The 21,602-nt window shown below is 66.1% G+C and carries 20 protein-coding genes; 9 read left to right on the top strand and 11 right to left on the bottom strand.

Annotated elements, in window-relative coordinates; all coding sequences use genetic code 11:
- The first annotated feature begins 33 nt into the window (after positions 1-33).
- Positions 34-1,395 (top strand): nicotinate phosphoribosyltransferase, encoded by a 1,362-nt coding sequence (locus BMW72_RS06465; protein ID WP_370448764.1) that lies wholly within the window; start codon positions 34-36, stop codon positions 1,393-1,395.
- A 4-nt stretch (positions 1,396-1,399) separates the two neighbouring features.
- Here the strand turns inward: BMW72_RS06465 and BMW72_RS06460 are convergent, their stop codons facing one another.
- The 3 genes from BMW72_RS06460 to BMW72_RS06450 are packed head-to-tail and all read right to left on the bottom strand — an operon-like array spanning position 1,400 to position 4,021.
- Positions 1,400-1,684, bottom strand: a complete 285-nt coding sequence (locus BMW72_RS06460; protein ID WP_092108448.1) for a DUF3039 domain-containing protein — start codon at positions 1,682-1,684, stop codon at positions 1,400-1,402.
- Between the two features lie 31 nt (positions 1,685-1,715).
- Positions 1,716-3,290 carry a hypothetical protein gene (locus BMW72_RS06455; protein WP_092108446.1) on the bottom strand — a complete coding sequence of 525 codons (1,575 nt, stop codon included), beginning with the start codon at positions 3,288-3,290 and terminating at the stop codon, positions 1,716-1,718.
- Positions 3,266-4,021, bottom strand: coding sequence for an ABC transporter ATP-binding protein (locus tag BMW72_RS06450; protein WP_241983910.1), 756 nt, complete (start codon positions 4,019-4,021; stop codon positions 3,266-3,268). Before BMW72_RS06450 ends, BMW72_RS06455 begins: the two co-directional genes overlap by 25 nt.
- Positions 4,022-5,121: 1,100 nt before the next feature.
- Here BMW72_RS06450 and BMW72_RS06440 point away from each other — a divergent pair.
- From BMW72_RS06440 to BMW72_RS06430, 3 genes are all read left to right on the top strand, one after another.
- The gene (locus tag BMW72_RS06440; protein WP_255576205.1) at positions 5,122-5,844 is read left to right on the top strand and encodes a phosphocholine cytidylyltransferase family protein; all 723 of its coding nucleotides are present in this window, start codon (positions 5,122-5,124) and stop codon (positions 5,842-5,844) included.
- 142 nt (positions 5,845-5,986) lie between these two features.
- Positions 5,987-6,787 (top strand): ABC transporter permease, encoded by an 801-nt coding sequence (locus BMW72_RS06435; RefSeq protein WP_241983900.1) that lies wholly within the window; start codon positions 5,987-5,989, stop codon positions 6,785-6,787.
- The gene (locus tag BMW72_RS06430) at positions 6,787-7,557 is read left to right on the top strand and encodes an ABC transporter ATP-binding protein (RefSeq protein WP_092108436.1); all 771 of its coding nucleotides are present in this window, start codon (positions 6,787-6,789) and stop codon (positions 7,555-7,557) included. Before BMW72_RS06435 ends, BMW72_RS06430 begins: the two co-directional genes overlap by 1 nt.
- On the opposite strand, the gene BMW72_RS06425 is transcribed toward BMW72_RS06430, so the two are convergent.
- The gene (locus BMW72_RS06425) at positions 7,536-7,874 is read right to left on the bottom strand and encodes a helix-turn-helix transcriptional regulator (protein ID WP_092108434.1); all 339 of its coding nucleotides are present in this window, start codon (positions 7,872-7,874) and stop codon (positions 7,536-7,538) included. The genes BMW72_RS06430 and BMW72_RS06425 overlap by 22 nt on opposite strands.
- A 92-nt stretch (positions 7,875-7,966) precedes the next feature.
- Between BMW72_RS06425 and BMW72_RS06420 the strand changes: the two genes are divergently transcribed.
- Complete coding sequence (locus BMW72_RS06420) at positions 7,967-8,812, top strand: hypothetical protein (RefSeq protein ID WP_241983899.1); 846 nt, start codon at positions 7,967-7,969, stop codon at positions 8,810-8,812.
- Between the two features lie 9 nt (positions 8,813-8,821).
- Here BMW72_RS06420 and BMW72_RS06415 read toward each other — a convergent pair whose 3' ends face one another.
- The 5 genes from BMW72_RS06415 to BMW72_RS06395 all read right to left on the bottom strand — a co-directional run bounded on the left by BMW72_RS06415 (position 8,822) and on the right by BMW72_RS06395 (position 14,638).
- Positions 8,822-10,096 carry a CDP-glycerol glycerophosphotransferase family protein gene (locus BMW72_RS06415; RefSeq protein WP_092108432.1) on the bottom strand — a complete coding sequence of 425 codons (1,275 nt, stop codon included), beginning with the start codon at positions 10,094-10,096 and terminating at the stop codon, positions 8,822-8,824.
- A 19-nt stretch (positions 10,097-10,115) separates the two neighbouring features.
- Positions 10,116-11,009 (bottom strand): glycosyltransferase family 2 protein, encoded by an 894-nt coding sequence (locus BMW72_RS06410; protein WP_092108430.1) that lies wholly within the window; start codon positions 11,007-11,009, stop codon positions 10,116-10,118.
- Positions 10,996-11,820, bottom strand: coding sequence for a CDP-alcohol phosphatidyltransferase family protein (locus BMW72_RS06405; protein ID WP_092108428.1), 825 nt, complete (start codon positions 11,818-11,820; stop codon positions 10,996-10,998). The genes BMW72_RS06410 and BMW72_RS06405 overlap by 14 nt, the downstream gene beginning before the upstream one ends.
- A 4-nt stretch (positions 11,821-11,824) precedes the next feature.
- Positions 11,825-12,835, bottom strand: coding sequence for a glycosyltransferase family 2 protein (locus BMW72_RS06400; protein ID WP_255576204.1), 1,011 nt, complete (start codon positions 12,833-12,835; stop codon positions 11,825-11,827).
- Positions 12,836-13,027: 192 nt separating this feature from the next.
- Entirely contained in the window at positions 13,028-14,638 is a 1,611-nt protein-coding gene (locus tag BMW72_RS06395; RefSeq protein ID WP_092108424.1) for a S1C family serine protease, read from the bottom strand.
- Positions 14,639-14,755: 117 nt separating this feature from the next.
- Here BMW72_RS06395 and BMW72_RS06390 point away from each other — a divergent pair, with 117 nt between their 5' ends.
- The gene (locus BMW72_RS06390; RefSeq protein WP_092108422.1) at positions 14,756-15,985 is read left to right on the top strand and encodes an aminotransferase class I/II-fold pyridoxal phosphate-dependent enzyme; all 1,230 of its coding nucleotides are present in this window, start codon (positions 14,756-14,758) and stop codon (positions 15,983-15,985) included.
- 120 nt (positions 15,986-16,105) lie between these two features.
- Here BMW72_RS06390 and BMW72_RS06385 read toward each other — a convergent pair whose 3' ends face one another.
- A complete protein-coding gene (locus BMW72_RS06385) occupies positions 16,106-17,194 on the bottom strand; it encodes an alkene reductase (protein WP_198410990.1) in 1,089 nt (362 codons plus the stop codon).
- A 186-nt stretch (positions 17,195-17,380) separates the two neighbouring features.
- On the opposite strand from BMW72_RS06385, the gene BMW72_RS06380 reads away from it, so the two are divergent.
- Positions 17,381-18,502 (top strand): alpha/beta fold hydrolase, encoded by a 1,122-nt coding sequence (locus BMW72_RS06380; RefSeq protein ID WP_092108420.1) that lies wholly within the window; start codon positions 17,381-17,383, stop codon positions 18,500-18,502.
- Between the two features lie 143 nt (positions 18,503-18,645).
- Positions 18,646-19,038, top strand: a complete 393-nt coding sequence (locus BMW72_RS06375; RefSeq protein ID WP_241983898.1) for a DUF7882 family protein — start codon at positions 18,646-18,648, stop codon at positions 19,036-19,038.
- Positions 19,039-19,091: 53 nt separating this feature from the next.
- Here the strand turns inward: BMW72_RS06375 and BMW72_RS06370 are convergent, their stop codons facing one another.
- Positions 19,092-19,937 carry a carbon-nitrogen hydrolase family protein gene (locus BMW72_RS06370; RefSeq protein ID WP_092108418.1) on the bottom strand — a complete coding sequence of 282 codons (846 nt, stop codon included), beginning with the start codon at positions 19,935-19,937 and terminating at the stop codon, positions 19,092-19,094.
- Positions 19,938-20,051: 114 nt separating this feature from the next.
- Between BMW72_RS06370 and BMW72_RS06365 the strand changes: the two genes are divergently transcribed.
- Positions 20,052-21,602 carry a glycosyltransferase family 39 protein gene (locus BMW72_RS06365; RefSeq protein WP_092108416.1) on the top strand — a complete coding sequence of 517 codons (1,551 nt, stop codon included), beginning with the start codon at positions 20,052-20,054 and terminating at the stop codon, positions 21,600-21,602.

Here is a 21,602-nt window from a genome sequence, read left to right as displayed (position 1 = left end):
AGCCTAGCCCGCCAAGCGGATAAGCTGTGCCGGGTGACCCCGTCCCCCGCTTTCTCCGTTCCGGCGCCCCGCGGAACGGCCGCCCGGCCGCCCGCCCTGCGCACCGACCGCTACGAGCTCACGATGGTGGACGCCGCCATCCAGAGCGGTACCGCCGATCGGGAGTGCATGTTCGAGGCCTTCGCCCGACGCCTGCCCACCGGCCGTCGTTACGGCATCGTCGCCGGCACCGGTCGTCTGCTCGAGCTGATCCGCCAATTTCGCTTCGAGACCGAAGAACTGACCTGGCTCGCCGAGAACAACGTCGTGCGCACCCCAACCCTCGACTACCTGGCCGACTATGCCTTCAGCGGCGACGTCTGGGGTTACCAGGAGGGCGAAGCGTACTTTCCCGGCTCACCGTTGCTGCTGGTGGAGAGTACCTTCGCCGAGGGCGTCATTCTGGAGACCCTCATACTCAGCGTGCTCAACTACGACATCTCGGTCGCCAGCGCCGCCGCCCGCATGGTGTCGGTGAGCCTCGGTCGTCCGATCGCCGAAATGGGTTCACGCCGAACCAACGAGCATTCAGCCGTCGCCGCCGCTCGTGCCGCGTACATTGCCGGTTTCGCGTCGACGAGCAACCTCGAGGCCGGCCGCCAGTGGGGCCTGCCCACCATGGGAACAGCCGCCCACTCGTTCATTCTGCTGCACGACACCGAAGAAGACGCGTTCCAGGCGCAAGTGGATGCCTTCGGTTCCGCCACGACTCTCCTCGTGGACACCTACGACGTGCCGGCCGGAATCGCCCTGGCGGTGAAGATCGCGGGGCCGGAACTCGGCTCAATACGCATCGACTCGGGTGATCTGCCCACCGTCGTCGCTGCGGCCCGGGCACAGCTCGACGCCCTCGGCGCGGTCAACACCAAGATCACCGTTACGAGCGACCTCGACGAGTTCGCCATCGCGGCTCTGTCGGCCAGCCCGGTGGATGCCTTCGGCGTCGGCACCTCGGTGGTCACCGGGTCGGGCGAGCCCGCTGCCGGACTGGTCTACAAGCTCGTCGCCCACAAGGGTCACGGCGAAGACTGGATCTCCGTCGCCAAGACGTCGACCGCGAAGCTGTCCATCGGCGGCCGTAAAAGCGCGCTGCGCCGAGTGGACGCCGTCGGTACCGCCCAGGAAGAGATCGTGGTGCTCGGGGACGGTCCCGACGCCCAATTCGATTCCCGCAGCGGACTGGAACGCGCCCTGCTGGTTCCACTGATCGTCGACGGCGCCGTCGATGAACGCTATCTGGGACCGGCCGGAACGCTGCGCGCCCGCGCGCACAACGCATCCGTTATGCAGGAACTGCCGATCGAGGCGTTCCGGTTGGGGCGCGGCGAGGCCGTCATCCCCACGACCTACCGGTGATGGACTACTTGGCTTTCATCTTCTCGTAAATGGCCTTGCAGGTCGGGCACACCGGAAACTTCTCGGGATCGCGGCCCGGCAGCCATTTCTTGCCGCACAGCGCCTTGACCGGCTTGCCCGAGATGGCCGATTCGAGAATCTTGTCTTTGGGCACGTAGTGCGAAAACCGTTCGTGGTCGCCGGGCTCGATCTGCTCCTGGTTCAGCAGTTCTTCGAGTTCACGGTCGAGCGTGGACGTTCCGCCGCCGGGCTGGCCGGGTTCTGCAATGCTCGCACGAAATTCACTCATGGCACCAGTCTAGGCACTCGGCCCGTTTGAGTCAGGCGCGCTGAGCGGAAGCGATCATTTCCGGTCCGCGCCGGTCGAAGGCACGCGAGCCGACCCAGACGCCCACGACGACGGCTACCAGGCCCAGGCCCAGGCCGGCACCGAGCGCGCGCAGATGCCAGACCGGGTCCTCGACGAGTCCGAGGTAGGCGAAGACGAGCGCCGGCAGCGCCACCACGATCGATCCGATGAAGGTGAGCGACTGCACGAGAGCCGAGGCGGTGTCCGAGGCCTGAGGCTGGGCGAACGGGCTGTCACCGGGTTTGGTCACCGGATAGGGAAAACGGGTCGAGGTGTAGCTGGAGAAGCCCAGACCAGCCAGGAGGATGCAGGTACTCACGCCCAGCATCGACGGAAGCACCGACCAGTCCCCATAGACCGAAATGCTGATGGCGGAGCCGATTCCAATCAGAGGGATGCCGACGGAAAGAGCGGGAATGAGGCGTCCGATCCGGTCAGCCGCCCCCCTGGTGCCCGACGCCACGTGCAGCCAGATCGCGGTGCTGTCATAGGCGACGTCGTTGTGCATGGTCCAGCCGAGGAAGATGCACATGAGCGGGACTGGCACCAGGGCGAGGTCGTGCAACGGCACGCCGACGAAGCTCAACGGCAGGATCGCGATGATCGGCACGATCGGAATCATGATCAGCGACACCCAGTAGCGCGAGTCCCGCGCCCAGTAGGTGAAGGTGCGGGCTGCGATCGCGCCGACGGAACTGTGCGGCAGCCGGTCGAACCAGCCCAGCCCGGAATACTGCTTCGCCGCCGCTTCGCGCCCGGGCGACACGAGCATGCGGGCCACGACGAATTGCCAGATCAGCCAGAGGGCGTAGGCCGATCCCACGGCAATGAGCAGCTTCAGAATCGCCGCGCCCCAGGCGCCAGTGGAGGCGTCTCCCGGAACGGCCCAGGCTGCGCCGAGCGGCGTCCAGCCCAGAACCGCCGCCAGGGTGCCGAGCAGGGTGCGGCCGTGACGGCCCCAGTCCGTGCTGAGCAGCACCACGACGATCGGGGAGACCAACACGAGGAGTACGACACCGATCAGCCCGGTGAATTCGCGTGATCGCCTGGTCGACAGCAGAAATGCGGCAACGGATGCGCTCACCCGGGACAGCAGGATGCAGGTAACGAGGATCAGGGCGGCCGAGATCAGGGCGAGCAGGGTCTGCCCGACGCCGCGCGACCAGGTGACAACGGTGCCGAGCAGCACGATCGAAAGCGTGAGGGTCGGAACTCCGATCAACGCCGAACCGGCCAGGCCGAGCGAGAGGGACCGGTTCGGGATTCCCAGAAAGGCGAACTTGCGGGGGTCCATGCTGTCGTCGATACCGACCACGATCGGGATGACCAGAAAACCGAGGATCACGATGGATCCGGCCACCGTGAGCGCATCGCGGATGATGACCGGGTCTCCGACGAAGCGCAGGCTGATCAGGGCGATGAGCAGGGAAACGGCAACGCTGAGGCCGTACAGCAGACCGAGCACGAGGCCGACGACCTGCCAGGGACTACGACGAAAAAGATTGGCGAGGAGCCGGAGTTTCAGTCCGAAAAATTGTGCAACCATTCCATGCCCTCCGCGACCTTGCGCCCACCGGCAAGCTCGACGAATCGATCCTCCAGTGTCTTCTGGCCGCGAACATCGTCGATGGTGCCGGCGGCGAGCACGCGGCCCTGCACGATGATGGCGACGTGATCGCACACCCGTTGGATCAGGTCCATGCCGTGGCTGGACAGCACGACTGTTCCTCCGGCAGCCACATATTTCTGCAAAATCTCCGTGACATTGACCGCCGACACCGGGTCGACCGACTCGAACGGCTCATCGAGCACCAGCACGCGCGGGGAATGAATCATCGCGCAGGCCAGGGCGATCTTCTTGGTCATGCCGGCCGAGTAGTCGGCGACGAGACGATTGAGGGCATCTTCGAGGCCGAACGCCGCGGCAAGGTCAGCCGACCGGCTGCGCACCGTATCATTGTCGAGACCACGCAGGGTGCCGGCGTAATAGAGGAGCTGGGCGCCGGTCAGACGATCGAAGAGCCGAAGCCGGTCGGGAAGTACGCCGATCACCCGCTTCGCCTCGTTGGGCCTGGCCCAGACGTCGATGCCGTGCACGAGGGCGGTTCCGGCGGTCGGACGCAGCAGCCCGGTGATCATCGACAGGGTCGTGGTTTTTCCGGCACCGTTGGGTCCGACGATGCCGTAGAACGATCCGGCCCGAACGGTCAGGTCCAGATCCGACACCGCAACGGTGTGGCCGAAGCGTTTGACCAGACCGCGAGCTTCGATGACAATCGGTGCCGGGGCTGCCGCTACGGGTGTTGCGACAGCCGGTGTCGGCTGGGGCACCGGCTTCGCTGTTGACGTGGTGCCGATCGTCGGTGTCGCTGCCGACGTATCGACCGATTGCCGCACGACCGCGACCGTCGCGGGCGGCGGGGTCGTCACCAGGGCGTCGCGGGTCACGTACGGACGTGTCGTCTCGTCGGTTGCGTTCTCGGCGAGCACCTGCGCCGTGGCCCGAACAACACCAAACGACGTCGGTACCCCCGCGCTTGTCGCCGATGTCGATTCGGACCCAACCGGCTTCCGCACCGCAGGCTTCCGCACCGCTGGCGTCTGCACGGCCGGCGTCTGCACGGCCGGCTTCCGCACGGCCGGCTTCCGCACCGCCGGCTTCCGCACCGCCGGCTTCCGCACCGCCGGCTCGGCAACTCCGGCTTCGGCGGGCGGCTGCCCAGCGGTTGCTCCGATCACCGTGGGCTGAGCCGCCGTTGGCTCGGCTACGGTCGGCGCGGCTACGGTCGGCGCGGCTACGGTCGGCGCGGCTACGGTCGGCTTGGTCACCGTCGTCCTGGCTGCGGCAGGCTTGGCAACGGCAGGCTTGGCAACAGCAGGCTTGGCAACAGCAGGCTTAGCGACTGTTGACTTGGCCGCCGTCGTTGCACGTACGGTCGGTCTAGCACCGGTCGGTTTACCAACCGCCGGCCGACGAACGGCCGGCTTACGAACGGCCGGCTTGGCGACGGGTGGCGTAGCGACCCCTGGCGCGCCAATGGGCTGAGCTTGCGAATCGGCAGCACGGCCCGTGACGGAGTCATCGCCGGATTCGGAGTGGGGCGGCACAAAAGTCACTCCGCTAACCTACCAAGGACCGCCGACCGGGGCGTGCGGACGGGCCAGAAGCACCCGTTTCAACCTGTGAGTGCGCTCCACGCCGGGTCACGAAATGGACACGTGCTGAGCCGTTTCTTCCCTCGGAACAGCCCGACGGGTTATGGTGAGGATGACATAACGGTGTGTCTTTACGTGAACATGTGGGTGAATCCTGGGCAAACTCTTCAGTACTGATGGGGTTTTGCGGCCTAGCCCTAACCATTCTTGAGGAGATAATCGTGACGACGCACGCAGTCAAAGCGCGAGCAACTAAAACGCAGGTGGTCATTCTGGCGGCCGGTATGGGCAGCCGTCTCGGGCGCTCACTGCCGAAGCCGCTCACCGAGCTGAATGACGGCCGCACGATCATGCAGCAGCAGTTCGACAACATCGCACACGCCTTCGGCAAAGCCGCCAAGGTCACGATCGTCGTCGGATACAAGCTTGAGCACATCATCGAAGCGTTCCCGCAGGCATCCTTCGTTTACAACGAAGAATACGACCAGACCAATACCTCGAAGAGCCTGCTGCGTGCCCTGCAGGCCTCCAAACCCGGTGGCGTGCTCTGGATGAACGGCGACGTGGTCTTCGACCCGGCCATCCTCGACCGCGCTGCGGCCATGATGGCTCGCGATCAATCCTTCGTCACCGTGAACACCGACAAGGTGTCCGATGAAGAGGTCAAGTACACGACGAGTGCCGAAGGTTACATCAAGGAGCTCTCGAAGACCGTCAAGGGCGGCCTCGGCGAAGCCGTCGGCATCAACTACGTATCGAGCGCTGACAAGGCTACCCTCATCCGTCAGCTGAACAAGGTGGCCGACCAGGACTACTTTGAGCGTGGCATCGAGCTCGCGATCGAACAGAACCGCATGCTGGTGGAGCCGGTCAACATCTCCGACTTCTACGCCGTCGAGGTGGACTTCGCCGAGGACCTCGAGCGCGCCAACCTGTTCGTCTGACCGACCCGGTCCGGCACCATCCGAAACCCCTGTTCCGCCGGAAACCCCTGTGCCGCCGGAAAGACCTAAGCCACGGCGTCGGGGTTTCGTCACCGGCCAGGCTGGCGCGGAACGCTCCCCGCGCTCCCATACGATAGACCGCGTGAGTAGTTACGCCCAGGTGCGCCCCGAACAGCGCACGCCGATCGCCCGGTATCGGCATTCGCTGTGGTTGCTGACGCAGCGCGACCTGCGGGTGCGCTATTCCACCTCGGTGCTCGGCTACTTCTGGTCCATCCTCGACCCGCTCGTGATGGCCGGCATCTACTGGTTCGTCTTCACCCAGGTCTTTGACCGCAGCGCCGGCAGCGACCCGTACATCGTGTTCCTGCTGGCGGCCCTGCTGCCCTGGATGTGGTTCAACGGTGCGGTCTCCGACTGTACCCGAGCCTTTCTGCGCGAGGCGAAGCTCATCCGCTCGACGCGGATACCCCGCACCATCTGGGTGAACCGTCTGGTGCTGTCCAAGGGCATCGAGTTTCTGGCGTCCATCCCGGTGCTGGTGCTGTTCGCGCTCCTGTACGGTGCCGAACTCAACGTCGACGCCGTGTTCTTCCCCCTCGCCATCGTGATCCAGGCGATATTGACCGCGGGTGTCGGGCTTCTCGTCGCCCCGCTCGTGGTGTTCTTCCGCGACCTGGAACGGGCCGTCAAGCTCATCCTGCGTTTTCTGTTCTATGCCTCCCCCATCATCTATGGCACCAGCGACCTACCGCCCGAGCTGCACTTCTGGGCGGCGTTCAACCCGCTCAGCGGTATTTTCAGTCTGTATCGGGCAGCCTTCTTTCCCGAACAGCTCGACTGGTTTGCCGTCGGGATCAGCGTGATCATGTCCCTCGTCTTCCTCGGGCTCGGACTGCTCGTCTTCCGCCGCACCGAACGCGCCGTGTTGAAGGAGATCTGATGACGCAGGTGAAAGCGCCGCCGACAGTAACGCCGGTTATCTCGCTGCAGGATGTCGGCATCCGCTTTCGCCGGAATCGGCGAGGACGTCGCAATTTCAAGGATCTGTTCGGTGCGAGCAGGAGGCGCAGCCGGCCGGGCGAGTTCTGGGCCCTGCAGCATGTGAGCTTCACCGTGCAACCGGGCGAGGCCATCGGCGTCGTCGGGCGCAACGGGCAGGGTAAGTCCACCCTGCTCAAGCTCGTCACCGGGGTCGTGCTGCCCGATGAAGGTTCCGTGCGCGTCACCGAGGGTGTGGCACCGCTGATCGAGATCACAGGCGGTTTCGTCGACGACCTGAGCGTGCGCGACAACGTCTACCTGACGGCGGGCCTGCACGGGATGACCCGCAGGCAGATCACCGAACGCTTTGACGAAATCATCGAATTCGCCGAGATCGCCGATTTCATCGATACGCCGTACAAGCATCTGTCCAGCGGAATGAAAGTGCGGATCGCTTTCGCGGTGATTTCCCGGCTGGAGGAACCGATCCTGCTGGTCGATGAGGTTCTAGCCGTCGGCGACAAGGCCTTTCGGGAGAAATGTTACCGTCGCATCGAGGAACTTTTGGCCGGCGGTCGCACGCTGTTCATCGTCTCGCACAACGAGCGCGACCTGCGGCGCTTCTGCACCAGGGGTCTCTATCTCGACAAGGGTGATCTGGTGCTCGACGCGCCGATCACCGACGTGCTCGCCCGGTATAACGCCGACTACGGCATCAAACCGGCCTGACCCTCATCGAGTCGTCGACGGACCTGACTGTCCTGTGACCGACGAAATTCGATCGCGAGGTAGCCGTCGTGGGTCGGCGGCAGCTGCTCGACGGCCAGACCGGCAACGAGCTCGCTGATTTCGAGTTGCAGCACGGCCGCAACTCGGATGAGCGTGTACATCGTGGGATTGCCGCGCCCGCGGTCGATTCGGGCGTAATTGGACACGTTGAGTCCGGCGAGCAGGGCGACGTCCTGCTGGTTGAGCGCGAGCGCCAGGCGGCGCTCGCGCAGGCGGAGTCCGAGCAGTCGGGACGCTTCTGACTTAGGCGAAAGCATTCCTCAGTTGTAGCGGCACAGGGGCGTCTTGACTAGCGGGTGGACATTTCGTGAAAGATAGTATTTGTAGACGGGCGCGAGGAAGGCGACTAATGGCCAGGAAGAGTACACCGATGCTGTCGTCAACCGGCGGCACTCCGCAGGGCGGCGCACTACCAACCGGATTCGTCAAGGGTTTCGATCGGATCCTGGCCATTCACCGGCCCGTTGTGCTCGCGCACATTCGCAGCATCCGACGTCGCAATCCCCATGCTTCCCCCGAGCAGATCGTGCGCATCCTGGAAAAGCGCTACGTCGCAGCGGTCACGACCGGCGGTGCCGCCGTCGGCGCCACCGCGGTCATTCCCGGCGTCGGGACTGGAATCACCCTCGCACTCTCCGGTGTGGAGACCGCCGGTTTTCTCGAAGCGACGGCCCTGTTCACCCAGTCGGTGAGTGAGGTGCACGGCATCGCCGTTGACGACCCCGACCGCGCCCGTGCCCTCGTCATGACCATGATGCTGGGTCGGGAGGGCAGCGACCTGGTCCGCCAGCTCGCCGGGCAGGTGACCGGCTCGGGAACGGCACGAACCACGTACTGGGGTGAACTCATCACCAACAGTCTGCCCCGGGCTATTCTCGGCCCGCTCACCGACCGGCTGAAGAGTGCTTTCCTGCGGCAGTTCGCCACCCGGGGCAGCGCCAGCCTGCTCGGCAAGGCCTTGCCGTTCGGCATCGGAGCGGTGATCGGCGGTGCCGGAAACCATATTCTGGGTAAGAAGGTCATGCACGCGTCACGGCTCGCCTTCGGTCCGGCACCAGCCGGATTCCAGCCGGATCTGGACCTGCGCGTGCGGGAGATCTCGGTGCGGGAAAAGCGCGGAGGCCGGTCGGTACGGGCCGGAGCGGCCGAGCCGCCGGCATCCGTTTCAGAGCCGACGGAGCCTGCCGGGTCGTAGCGCTTCGGACTATTCCTGGTCGGGAATCAACGCGGGATCGGGAATGATCGCGATGTCTGCGTCGTGCATGGCCGCGAACCTGTCCCACTCGTCCATCAGGTGCTGCACTGCCGCGTGCAGTCGTTCCGTCGCGACGCCGGGGGTGGTGTCGCCGAAATAGCGCTGTACCCAGCCCTGCAGGCGTTCCACCGCAGCGTCATCGTGGGTGAGCCGTTCAACCTGCGTCACGATATCGGCGGCCTGCTCGGCCGGCAGCCACTCGCAGTCGGAGAGGTAGCCGCTGGTATCGATCACGGCCGTCGGGTTCACCGGTCGGGTGATGATGAGCGGTTTTCCGGTGGCGAGGCGGTCGTAGACCATGGCGGAGATGTCGACGATGGCGACATCCGCTGCGGCGAGTTGCCAGCCGAGGTCGGGGCCAAAGTCGTAAACGTGCTGCGCGGTCACATCGCGGGCGTTCGCCGCAGCGATGGCAGCGATGATGACCTTGTTGGAGGCACCGTAGCGGTGGTCGACGACGCCGCTGCGCGGGTGTGGCCGGTAGATGACCCGGTGCCGGCCGGTGGCCAGCAGAGCGGTGACGAGCGCGACCCCGTGGGTCGCCACGGAGCCGTAGGCGGCGGCGGCCCGGTCCCCCTCCCAGGTGGGCGCGTAGAGCACGACCTGGCGTTCATCGGGCCGATAGGGCAGTTCCCCGCTGAAGTAGTCGGCCTGGGGGCGCCCGATCTTGAGGGCGCGCTTGTCGAAGTCGTAGTCCCAAAGCACCCGGTCGAGTCGGGCCAGTGCGGCGTCGCCGGCAACGAGCGAATAGTCGTAGGCCTTGAACTGGTTGGTGATCATGTACATCTTGTCGCTCTCACCGTGGTTGATGAAAACGTGCCAGCAGCGCCCGTACCGCATCATCTGAAAGTTGCGCGGGTTCTGATTGACATAGAACACGATGCGGATGTCCTGCTCGGCGACGATCTGTTCGAGCTGCGGTACCGTGCGCGCGTAGGCAACCGGGATCGGCGACTCGTCCATGAGTTTGAGGGTGCCGCCGCCGGTGCGGCTGAGCACGAGTACCGGCCAGGTCTTAGCGAGTGTGGCGAGCGGCTGATACCACTGCCGCATCTGGTACATGTTGACCGGTCCGTCGGCAAAGTACACGGCGATCTTGAAGTGGTTGTCGGCGCGGAGCTCTCTTGATTTCAGCGGGCCGCGGAGCTTGTGCTGGGCCTTGCGGGAGGCCACAACATCCTTGACCAGTTTGACTGCACGCCTGACGTCTTTCCGAATTACCACCGAACCAGACTACCTTTCGTTAGATGATCGGCGGTCGCCCCGCGCGGGTCATGCGCCAGACCGTGCGCGCTCGCAGCGGATGCCGCGGCCCCGGGTCGCTGCGCCACCCTTCGCGCCAGCCGCCGAACCAGGCGCGCAGGGCGGGCCGGTTGGCGGGCGCCCAGCGCAGCACCTGGATCGCCGTCCAGGAACCCACGTAGAGCGGCACAAACAGGGCCGGTAAATTGCGGCGGGCCAGCCAGACCCGGTTGCGGGCGTTCAGCCGGTAGTAGTCGGCGTGCCGGGTGGGCAGAATGACCGGATGATGGGCGACGAGGTCGCCGGCATACCAGGCGACCCGACCCTGATCCCAGACCCGCCAGGCCAGTTCGATGCCTTCGTGGGCGTAGAAGAACGGTTCAGCCCAGCCGCCGGTGGCGTCGAAAACGACGCGCGGCAGCAGCACCGCGCCCTCCCAGACCGAGAACACCGGTCCGGGCGTGGTGGCCTCACCCTTGCGAATGCGGGGAATCCAGCGCCGCGGCGACAGAACCCCGGTCGGGTCTTCGACCCGCGGCTGCAGCAGCCCGATGGTCGGGTCGGCGCGCAGCTGCGCAATCGCGTCCCGAAGAAAATGCGGGTCAGGAATGCTCGCGTCATCGTCGAGAAAGAACAGGTAGTCTCCGGTGACCCTGGACACCCCGCGGTTGCGGCCGGCAGGTATGCCGAGGTTGGTCGGCAGAGAGAGCGCCTGCACGCCGACGGGCAGGTCGGCCGGCTGCCAGCCGTTGCCGACACAGACCACGTCGAGGGTCACATCCTGCTGAGCCAGCACCGAGCGGATGCCCCGATCAAGATCCGCCGGCCGGGTGCCCTGGGTGAGCACCACGACGCCGACGGTGGGCAGGTCGGCGTCAGCTTCAGGAACGGACACGCTTGGACGCCATAATGGCCACGAAATGACCGATGAGCGACAAGAATGCGAGCGGCACCAGAACGATGAGTACGGCCCGGTCAACCAGCGGCTGCCCGAGGAACAGCCCGAGGACGGCCGCGGCGAAGATGACCATGGTCAGTTCGACCGAGTGGTACAGCCGGTGGAAGGGCATAAAACGGGCGAGTCGGCGCACCCGGGCGATCACGCTTGAGGTGGGTGTCTTCTCGCCGTGGGTGTCGGCGAGTTTCGTCAAGCCGGCGTTGGCCCGGGCGACGTGCACCATATCGTTGAGGGCTTTGTTCAGCACGATGATGAGCGCGAGCAGCAGCGCCAGGCTGGTCCACAGAAAATCGTTCGGCGACTCGAACGGGTAGGCGGCCGCGCGAATTCCGAGCGCGATCGGGATGAGCGACTCGGTTGAATAGTGACCGACCTTGTCGAGGAATACCCCGGCGGGCGATGATGTGCCGCGCCACCGCGCGACTTCGCCGTCGCTGCAGTCGATGAGCATCTGAACCTGGCTGAGCGCGAGGGCGAGCAGGGCGCCCCAAATTCCGGGGATCAGCAATGCACCGGCGGTCGACCAGCCGGCCAGGATCATGAGCGCGGTCACGCCGTTGGCCGAGATCCGCGTCTTCAGCAGCATCCAGGTGAGGTAGGGCGACAGGTCGCGCAGGTACAGGCTCGCCGTCCAGTGCTCCGCGTTGGCGCGCAGGCGCACCTCGGGAGGCTGCGCGACGGCGCGCAGCTGAGCGATCGACTCCGGTCGGTCTTGCCGGTTGGGCGAGATCTGGGGCGAACTGGTCATCTGCTCACCTTCCCGTGTGTGCCGTGATGTTGGTGGTGAGCTTGAGATAGCCGAGCACGAATCCGATTCCCCAGCAGAAGTGGATGCAGGGCAAGACTACGAGAAAGTGCAGTGACGCACGAAATCCGTCCGGCCTGGCCACCGCGATCGTCGCGATAACGACGATGAGCAGGTAACCGGCGGGTACGACCAGCCCGAGCAGCAGCCACGGCACAGCACCGAGCATGGCCTGCACGATCCCCCCGATCCCCAGGAGCAGGCCGACAGCGACACCGAGCACCATGGCGGGCGGCACGAAGTAACGGATGCCGTTGGCCGCCGGATAGCGCCGCGCCAGCTCGCCACGCCAGAGCCCGGTGGAGAGCATCTGCCGGGCCAGTTGGGCCAGGGTCGGCCGGGGGCGATAGAGCACGCGCAAGAGTGGGGTGAACCAGACCTGGCCACCGGCTTCGCGGAGACGACGGTTCAAATCCCAGTCCTGGCCGCGTTTGACGCCCTCGTCGAACAGTCCGACCTTCAGGATGCTCTCGGTGCGGAAACAGCCGAGGTACACGGTTTCGGCGGCACCTTCCGCGCCACCGACGTGGTGCGGCGTGCCGCCGAGGCCGATGCGGGTGCCGTAGGCGCGGGCAACGGCCCGCTCGAAAGCACTGATGCCGCGGGCATCCATGATGCCGCCGACGTTGTCGGCGCCGGTACGCTCGAGCGTCTCGACCGCGATGCGCGCATAGTCGGGAGGCAGTACGGAGTGGGCGTCCACGCGAATGACAACGGCATACCGGGAGGCGCGGATGGCGATGTTCAGGCCGGCCGGGGTCGAGCCGACATCGTTGGGTACCACGCGGATGCGCGCGTCGACAGCGGCCATTTCCTCGACCAGTTCGGTCGTTCCGTCGATACTCGGCCCGAGTGCGAGGGTCACCTCAAACGGTCCGTCGTAGTCCTGAGCCAGGAGGCTCTCGACGGCGGCCCGTACGTGCGTCGCCTCGTTGAGCACGGGCATCACATACGACACTCCGGGAGGAAGTCCTGTACCGCGTTGGTGCACCTGGCTGGCCAGCCTTCCGGTTATTGGGTAGGACGACCGAGCCTACCAGCCCGGCAATTGGGTGAACGCCCGGTGCCACACGCGCAGAACGCGCCGCCGGCGAGCCGGCGACGCGTTCTGTGCGGTCGTGCTGGGAAGAGCGCAGGAAGGAGCGCGTGCTTAGCTGGCGAGCTCGCCGACCGTGACCGAGACGGTGATCGATTTGCCGTCCCGCACATAGGTGAGGTCGGCGGTCCCGCCGGCCGGAAGCACCCGAACCTGCGCGGTGAGGTCGATGGAATCGGTGATCGGCACACCGTTGAAGTTGGTGACCACGTCTCCCTCGGCCAGACCGGCCTTCTCGGCCGCCCCACCCGAGGTGGCTTCGACGATGAGGGCGCCCACCGTGCTGCTGGTGGAACTCGAGGCGTCCTTAACGCTCGCCCCGAGCAGGCCGTGGGTGGCCGCTCCGTTGGCGATGATCTCATCAGCGATGCGCTTGGCGAAGTTCGACGGGATGGAGAAGCCGACACCGATGCTGCCCGCCGCCGACGATGCCGTGGTGGTGCCGGCGCTCGCAATGGCAACATTGATGCCGATCAGCTCACCCTGGCCGTTGAGCAGGGCGCCTCCGGAGTTTCCCGGGTTGATGGCGGCATCCGTTTGGATGACGGGGAGCGCAATGCTGGCGGTGGCCGACTGGGAACCCTGCGATTGTTCACCGTTTTGGTCGGGGAAGTCGAAGAAGAACGGGTTCTGGCTCTGGCCCTCGTCGGGCACCGTTTCGTCGGGCGAGCTCGGCGCGGCCGAGCTCGCGACGGTGATGCTGCGGTTGAGAGCGCTGACGATGCCGTCGGTGACCGTGCCGGACAGACCGAGGGGGGCACCGATGGCGATGGCACTGTCGCCGACGTTGAGCTCGGAAGAATCCCCCCAGCTGATCGGGGTGAGGCCGCTGGCGTCGGTGAGTTTGATCACGGCGAGGTCGGAGATGGGGTCGGTTCCGACGAGTGTGGCGGTGTACAGCTTGCCGTCATTACTCTTGACCTCGATGGTCACGTCCGACGCTGCACCGTCGAGGGTGACGACGTGCGTGTTGGTGAGGACATAGCCGTCCTCGGTGAGGATGACGCCGGATCCGGTACCGCCGGAGGCACCATTGGCGACGTCGATGGTAACAACGCTTGGCGAGGCCTTTGCGGCGACGGCGGTGATCTGGTTGACGCTCGTGCTGTCATTGACCACGACATTGCTGGGACCGGCCGCCTGGCTGACTGGCACGCCATTGTTCTGGTTGCTCATTATGAGGGCGGTGATGCCGGCTCCGGACGATCCGCCGACGAGGGCGCCGATGGCGAGCGCGGCGATCAGAGCCACGCTGCCCTTGCGTCGACCGGGCTCCCGGGATTTGGCGGCGGGGAACGGCTGCCCGGGGTAGGCGTCCGTTGAAGAGGAGTCGGTGGGGTAAGTATTCGCGGTGGCGTAGGTCGGTGGAGCGACACTCGGAGCGTAGGGGGACGTCGACGCTGTGGGGGTCTCGATCGGTCGACCGAAGGCATCCGTCGGGTAGGCGATGGTCTGCGCCTGGTCTGCTGTGTTTCGGACCGGTGCGGCGTCGGCGCTCTGTGCGTCGGGCTGTGCGTCGGCGGGCTGCGCGGGCGGAGCCGGCGGACCGGTCGGGGCGGCCGGCGAAGTGGGTTGGGTTGCCTCGCCGGACTCAGTCACGGCGAACGCGGCGGCATCATCGGCCGGATCGGGGGTGGTGCCGGAATCCTTGGTGTTATCGGTCATCGGGTGCTCCTTCCAAGCGTTGCCAGCTTTGCGCCCGAACCTGAACGTTCGGTATGTACGCCCTGAGAGCATTCAATGATCGAGCCGAGACCTTGCCGAGGCGATAGTTTGGAACCCATGCAGCACTCCTCACCGGCAGACCAGACACGCAATATTTCCGGCGCCTGGCGACGCACAGCGCGCGGGGCGGGGCTGCTCGCCGAGGACGGCAGCGTCGCAGCGAGTATCTTCGCCGAGATGAGCGCGCTCGCGGTGCGCACCCAGGCGATCAACCTCGGCCAGGGTTTTCCGGATGAAGACGGGCCGGCTCTGGTGCTCGAGGCGGCCCGCCAGGCGATCAGCGACGGGATGAACCAGTATCCGCCCGGCCGCGGCCAGCCGGTGCTGCTTGGCGCGATCGCCCGGCACCAGCAGCGTTTCTACGGCCTGACCGTTGATCCGGGCAGTGAAGTCCTGGTCACTGCCGGGGCCACGGAGGCGCTTGCCGCCACGATTTTGGCGTTGATCGAACCGGGCGACGAGGTGGTCACCTTCGAACCGTTCTACGATGCCTACGGCGGACTGATCGGCCTGGGGGGCGGCATCCATCGTACCGTGCCGCTGCGCGCCCCCGACTTTCAGCCCGACCTCGATGCGCTGCGCGCCGCCGTCACCGACCGCACCCGGCTGATCATCGTGAACGATCCGCACAATCCCACCGGCGCGGTCTTTCCCCGGGCCACCCTCGAGCTGATCGTGGAGCTCGCCCACCGGCACGACGCGATCATCGTCACCGACGAGGTATATGAACACCTCACCTTCGGCGCGCCGCACATTCCCATCGCGACCCTCCCGGGAGCGTGGGAGCGCACGGTCACCATCTCCTCGGGCGGCAAGACGTTCAGCCTTACCGGCTGGAAGGTCGGCTGGCTCAGTGCCCCCGCTGCCATCGTCACGGCAATCCTGGCGGTCAAACAGTTTCTCACCTACGTGAACGCTGCCCCGTTTCAACCGGCCATCGCGGTGGGGCTCGACCTGCCCGACGCCTACTTCGCCACAATCGCCGCGGAGATGCAGCACAAGCGGGACGTACTCGCGACCGGGCTGCAGAGGGCCGGCTTCGACATCAGCGTGCCTCAAGGCTCGTACTTCATCGTGGCCGACGCTACCCCTCTCGGCTTTTCGGACGGCGCCGAGCTCTGTCGCCGTTTGCCGGAGCTGGCCGGAGTGGTCGCGGTACCGATCACCGCGTTCTGTTCCCCCACCCACCGGGCCGAGTACGCGCCCCTGGTGCGGTTCGCCTATTGCAAGAAGGTTGAACTGCTGGAGCAGGCCTCGGCCCAGCTGGCGGCCCTGCCCCGCGCATAACTCCTGCACTTTCTGCGCCAGCCGGTTCTCAACGCCGCAAAGACGCGGAACTTGCACCGCCGCCAGACGAATTGCAGGAGTTATGCACCCCACCCACGTGAAGGGGGGGGTGACGCGGGGTTACGAAGCCAGGGCTGGATAGTCGGTGTAGCCCCGGGCGCCGTCGGCGTAGTAGGTAATCGGGTTGGGCTCGTTCACCGGCAGGTTGTCGCGCCAGCGACGCACCAGGTCGGGGTTGGCGATGGCGGCACGACCGACAACAACGGCGTCGGCAATGTCGTCCCGCACGAGGCCGAGGGCCTCGTCGCGCGCGGTGATGGCGCCGAATCCGCTGTTGACGAGGAAGACCCCGCCGAACCGGGCGCGCAGGTTCTGCACGAGGTCGCCGCGCGGATCGGCATGGAGCACGCTCAGGTAGGCCAGTCCGAGCGGGGCGATCCCATCCACGAGGGCGCCGTAGGTGGCGACAAGGTCAGCGGCATCCGTTTCACGTGCGTCCTGGATGTTGTGTTCGGGTGAGATGCGCAGGCCCACCTTGTCGGCGCCGATCGCCTGAGTGACGGCGGTCACCACGTCGACGACAAACCGGGCACGGTTCTCTGGTGAGCCGCCGAAGGCGTCGTCCCGCACATTGGAGGCAGGCGACAGGAACTCGTGCAGCAGGTAGCCGTTGGCGCCGTGCAGCTCGACGCCGTCGAATCCGGCAGCGATGGCGTTCTTCGATGCGAGCACGAATTCGGCGATGATGCCGGGAAGCTCGTCGTCAGTCAGCGCGTGCGGCACGGGAAAGTCCTGCTTGCCGTCGTAGGTGCGCGTGGTGCCGCTGATGGCGATTGCGCTCGGACCCACAACCGGGAAGCCACCGTTGGTGGACTCGTGGGTGACGCGACCGGCGTGCATGACCTGGGCGACGATGCGACCGCCGGCGGCGTGCACCGAGTCGGTCACAGCCTTCCAGCCGGCCAGCTGTTCGGGCTCGACCAGTCCGGGCTGGCCGGGAAAGCCCTGGCCGGCGTGGCTCGGGTAGGTGCCTTCGCTGACAATCAGGCCGAGCGAGGCGCGCTGCGTGTAGTGCAGGGCCACGAGTTCACCGGGAACACCCGACTGGCCGGAGCGGATGCGGGTCAGCGGCGCCATGACGAGACGGTTGGGAAGTTCGAGGTCGCCCAGGGTCAGCGGGGAAAACAGTTTCACGGGCACTTCTTTCATAATTCGCAGTCGTGGGGAGGCAACAGGTTTGTGCGTCTCCACAGGCGGCAACGGACTGGAGTCACTCGATATTCCTGCCTGCCAATCGGCTGCGCGTTTGTCGCCGTGTCGGCATTTCCCATCGGGCCGTGCCGGTTTGCCGTGCAGGCGGGCAATCCGCTGTGACCGCGGCACCGAACTACAGGCATGAGCATTCTGATGACCCGACCAGCGATCCGAAACCGCTCGACCCAGCCAATCATCCAAGACCGGGCCGTCACGTCCGTCGGCGAACCCGACTCTCCGAAGCCGATTCCGGCGCCGGTTCCGACGCCGCCCCGGCCAAAGCCGGCTCCGCCCGCGACCATGCTGGGCTACAGTCCGTTCCCGCTCGATGCTGACGCCCGCCACTTCGGCCTGACTACGAGCACCATGCGACTGACGGGCGGAACGGTTCGGGTGCGCCACGGTCGCCGCACCGTCAGCACGACGGCGACCATCCTGTTGCACGGCGCTGCCGGGTCGTGGACGACGTGGACTCCCCTGCTGCAGGCCGGCGATGCGACCGCGCGCGACCTGACCGATCTCATCATTCCCGACCTGCCGGGATGGGGCGATTCGCCCGCGCCCGCCGACGAGTCGCCGCTGGGCGTGGAATGGATGGCCGAGCTGGTCGCCGATCTGGCCCGTTCCCTCGGCTACGCGCAATGGAATGTCGTGGGTCATTCGATGGGCGGGTTCATCGCCCTGCAACTGGCGGCGAGTGAAACGCGGGCGACGGCATCCGTCGGCCTGGTCTCGGCCACATCGTTCTCGATCATCGACAGCGTTCGCCAGCCCATTCGCCGGTTCTCGGTAATGCCCGCCTTCACGGCACTGCTGCTGACCATGCGGATGCTGCGCGTCACCGGTTTGATCGGTCGCGGCCTGGTGCGGGCGGCCTCGGGCCTTGGTCTGCTGCGCGGGTTGGTCGCTCCCCTCTTCAGCCGGCCGCGGGCGATCGACGCCACCGTTGTCGCCGCGCTCGGCACGGAGGTACGCCCGGCTGCCTTCGTCCTGGCCGCCGCGCAGGCTGGCACCTACGACGCGGCCGCCTCCTGGGCCCGGATCCGCTGCCCGGTGCGTTCCGTGCACGGAGAGCGCGACGTCTTCGTCACTGCCGCCGACGACGAGCGGATGCTCGCAGCGATCTCGACCTGTCGGATTAGCACCATTCCCGGGGCTGGACACTTCAGCCAAATCGAACGCCCGTTGGAAGTGCTGATCCAGCTGGAATTCGCAGCTCCCCTGCCGATTGTGTCCGCCGCGCACGTGCTGGGTACTTGCTGAATTCCTTGTATTTGTCCCCCGAACGGAGGACAGTGAATAGCAGTACCCGGTTCCACACCAAAGTGCACGCTTCGCTTTCATTCGTTCCGGCCTCAGTGTTCTCACTCAGCGCAACCGATCGCAATGAAATGGAAGTGGCAATCATGGGTTCTCTTACGTACGACCGTGTCGTCGTGGAATTTGAAGATCGGATGCTGGCCCACCTGCAGCTCGTCATCGTTCAGAAGCTGCGCCGCGGTGAGAGCTTTCTGTTGTCCTGGCGTGATGCCGCCGTGGTCGGCGACGGTCGAAGCTCTGCCTGGCTACACCCGGCTATTCCGCTGTACTTCAAGTTCGCCGGCGGCCACGCGCCGACCATCAATCCGAACTGGGTCGCCCAGCTCACTCGCTCCGCCAACAGTTCACAGGGCCTCGTCGTCACCGCAGAGGAAAGCGCAGCGGTCGACGCGGACCTGCCGCCCAAGGTGGAACCGGCCATCGGTATCCGAGCGGCCGCTCAGACCCGCGCGACCAAGGCGAGCGTCACCGAACGCTAGCCGGTGCGCATCCGGGCCTGTTCGCAGCCCCGCCTATTTGCAGCCCGGCCGGATCAGCGTGGAACGACGGCGAACCGCCGAAGCGCGAGGGCCGGATTGATCGCACGCACCGCGGCGACACGAGCCGGCGCCAGAAACGCGACGGCAACATCCGCTGCCTCGCCGAGGCTCGCGACAGCAACCCCCATCGGGTCGATGATCAGGCTGGTACCGACCCCGATCGGCGGGGTGTGATCGGCGGCGGCAACGAAGACGGTGTTTTCCAACGCCCGAGCGGTCAGCAGGGTGCGCCAGTGCTGCTCCTTGAGCGGGCCGCGCACCCATTCCGCCGGCACGAGCACGAGGGTGGCTCCCGCATCGACGAGTCGCCGGGTAACTTCGGGAAAGCGGATGTCGTAACAGGTCTGCAGCGCCACCACGAGGCCGCCGACGACGAACGTTTCAGGGTCGGTCACCGCACCGGGCAGCACCCACTCCGATTCGCGGTCACCGAACGCGTCATACAAGTGAAGTTTGCGATAGGTTGCCACCAGCTGACCGGCCGGATCGACGGCGACGAGGGTGTTCGAAAACCGGGTCGGATCCTCGCACGTTTCGAGCATGCCGGCCACGATGTGGATTCCGAGCTCGGTGGACAGTTCGGCCAGCGCCGTCACGAAATCGCCATCGATCGCTTCGGCTGCGGCGACAAACGCCGGACCGAGTCGCGGTTCGAAGAACGCCGAATACTCGGGAAAGACCACGAGCCGGGCTCCGCGAGCGGCGGCGGTCGTCGCCAGCTGCCGCAGTATCGCGCGATTGTGCGCCCGGTCGTTGCTCGGGGCGAACTGGGCGACCGCCACGCCGACCGCGTCTGCGTGGTGCACGTCGGCGGGGTGCGGATCAACGACTGGAGTCATGGCGAAAGCCTAGCTGGCCCTCCCACGCCGGGGCCGACCTGCGACCGGATTGGTGTTTGCAGACAACTCCGGGGGTTTCGAAGGCTCCCGTTAACCAATGCTGGGTAAGTTAGCATGGTGACCTCCGTTCTCGCCCCACACCTCGCAGCACCCGTCGTGCTGCGGCGACGCCGGATGCGGGGCCTGACACCGGGGCGGTCGGCCGGGCTGGTCGGCTTCGCGGCCTTCCTGATCTCGGTCGCGTGGTCCTGGCAGCCGTCGTTCTGGGGCGATGAGGCGGCGAGCATCATGTCGGCCGAGCGATCGCTTCCCTCCCTGTTCGGCCTGCTTGACAGCGTCGATGCCGTTCACGGCCTGTACTACTTGTTCCTGCACGGCTGGATCGATCTGTTCGGCGCCTCCGAACTCTCCACCCGGCTGCCGAGCGCGATCGCGATCGGGATCGCCGCGGCCGGGACCGTCGTTCTGGCTCGGTTCTTTATGGGATCGCGGGTAGCCATCGGCGGCGGACTGATCTTCGCCCTGATCCCCCGGGTCACCTATATGGGCGCCGAGGCGCGGTCCACCGCCATCGCGACGGCCATCGCGGTCTGGCTCACCGTGCTGCTCGTGCACACGCTGCGCAGCGGCACCGCCGGCCGCGGCCGACTTGTCATGCTGTGGCTGGGTTATTCCGTGCTGCTCGCCCTCGGAATGTACGTCTTCCTCTTCCTGGCACTGCTGCTTCCGGTACACGCGGTCATCGTGGTGCTGGCGGCGAGCCGGCATCCACTCTGGCGCAACGTGGCTGCCTGGCTTGCGGCAAACGTCTTCGGGCTGCTGCTGGCCGCCCCGATCATTCTGATCGGAACGTCGCAGCGCGAACAGATCGCGTTCATCGGCCGACGACCGACGGTCACGGTGACCGAGGCGGCGGTCATGCAGTGGTTCGACACCATTCCCGTGGCGATCATGGCCTGGTCGCTCATCATTGTGGCCGTTCTCGCGGTATTTCTGCGCCGCCCCGGCGCGCATCGCAGCCAGAACCTTCCGGGGCGCGCCGGACTGACGATTTTTCTGGTCTGGCTGGTGGTGCCCAGCGCGATTCTGCTCGTGGGCACCCAACTGGTCACACCGATGTATTCGCTGCGCTACCTCTCACTGTGCGCCCCCGCGGTGGGCGTGGTGATAGCCGTCGGTGTGGCCGCACTCGCCACGAACTGGGTGCGCACTCTGGCTGTTGCGGCGCTTCTGACCGCGATCGTGCCGGCCTACGCCGTGCAGCGCGGTGACTTCGGCAAGAATGAGGGCAGCGACTGGCGACAGGTTGCCGATGTGATCGCGGCCAGGGCCACGCCCGGTGACGGTGTCGTGTTCGACCAGAGCGTGCGTCCGTCGCGGGTACCGCGGCTGGCCATGCACGTGTACCCCGATGCTTTCGTCGGCCTGCACGACGTGACGCTCACCCGGCGCTACGCCGACACGGGGTGGCTCTGGGACGAGGTGGCTCCGCTGAGCGACGTGCTGCCGGCCATTACTGACCTGAACCGCATCTGGCTGCTGCAATACTCGGGCAGTGGCGAGTCGCGCCGCGAAACGGATGTCCACACGCTCACGCTCCAGGGATTCCACGTCGCCGAGACGACACTGGTCAATCGCACCCGCATCATTGAAATGACGAGGTAA

It is taken from the genome of Cryobacterium luteum, assembly GCF_900110125.1.
Classification (GTDB): Bacteria; Actinomycetota; Actinomycetes; order Actinomycetales; family Microbacteriaceae; genus Cryobacterium; species Cryobacterium luteum.
This window is presented reverse-complemented; position numbering and strand designations above follow the sequence as displayed.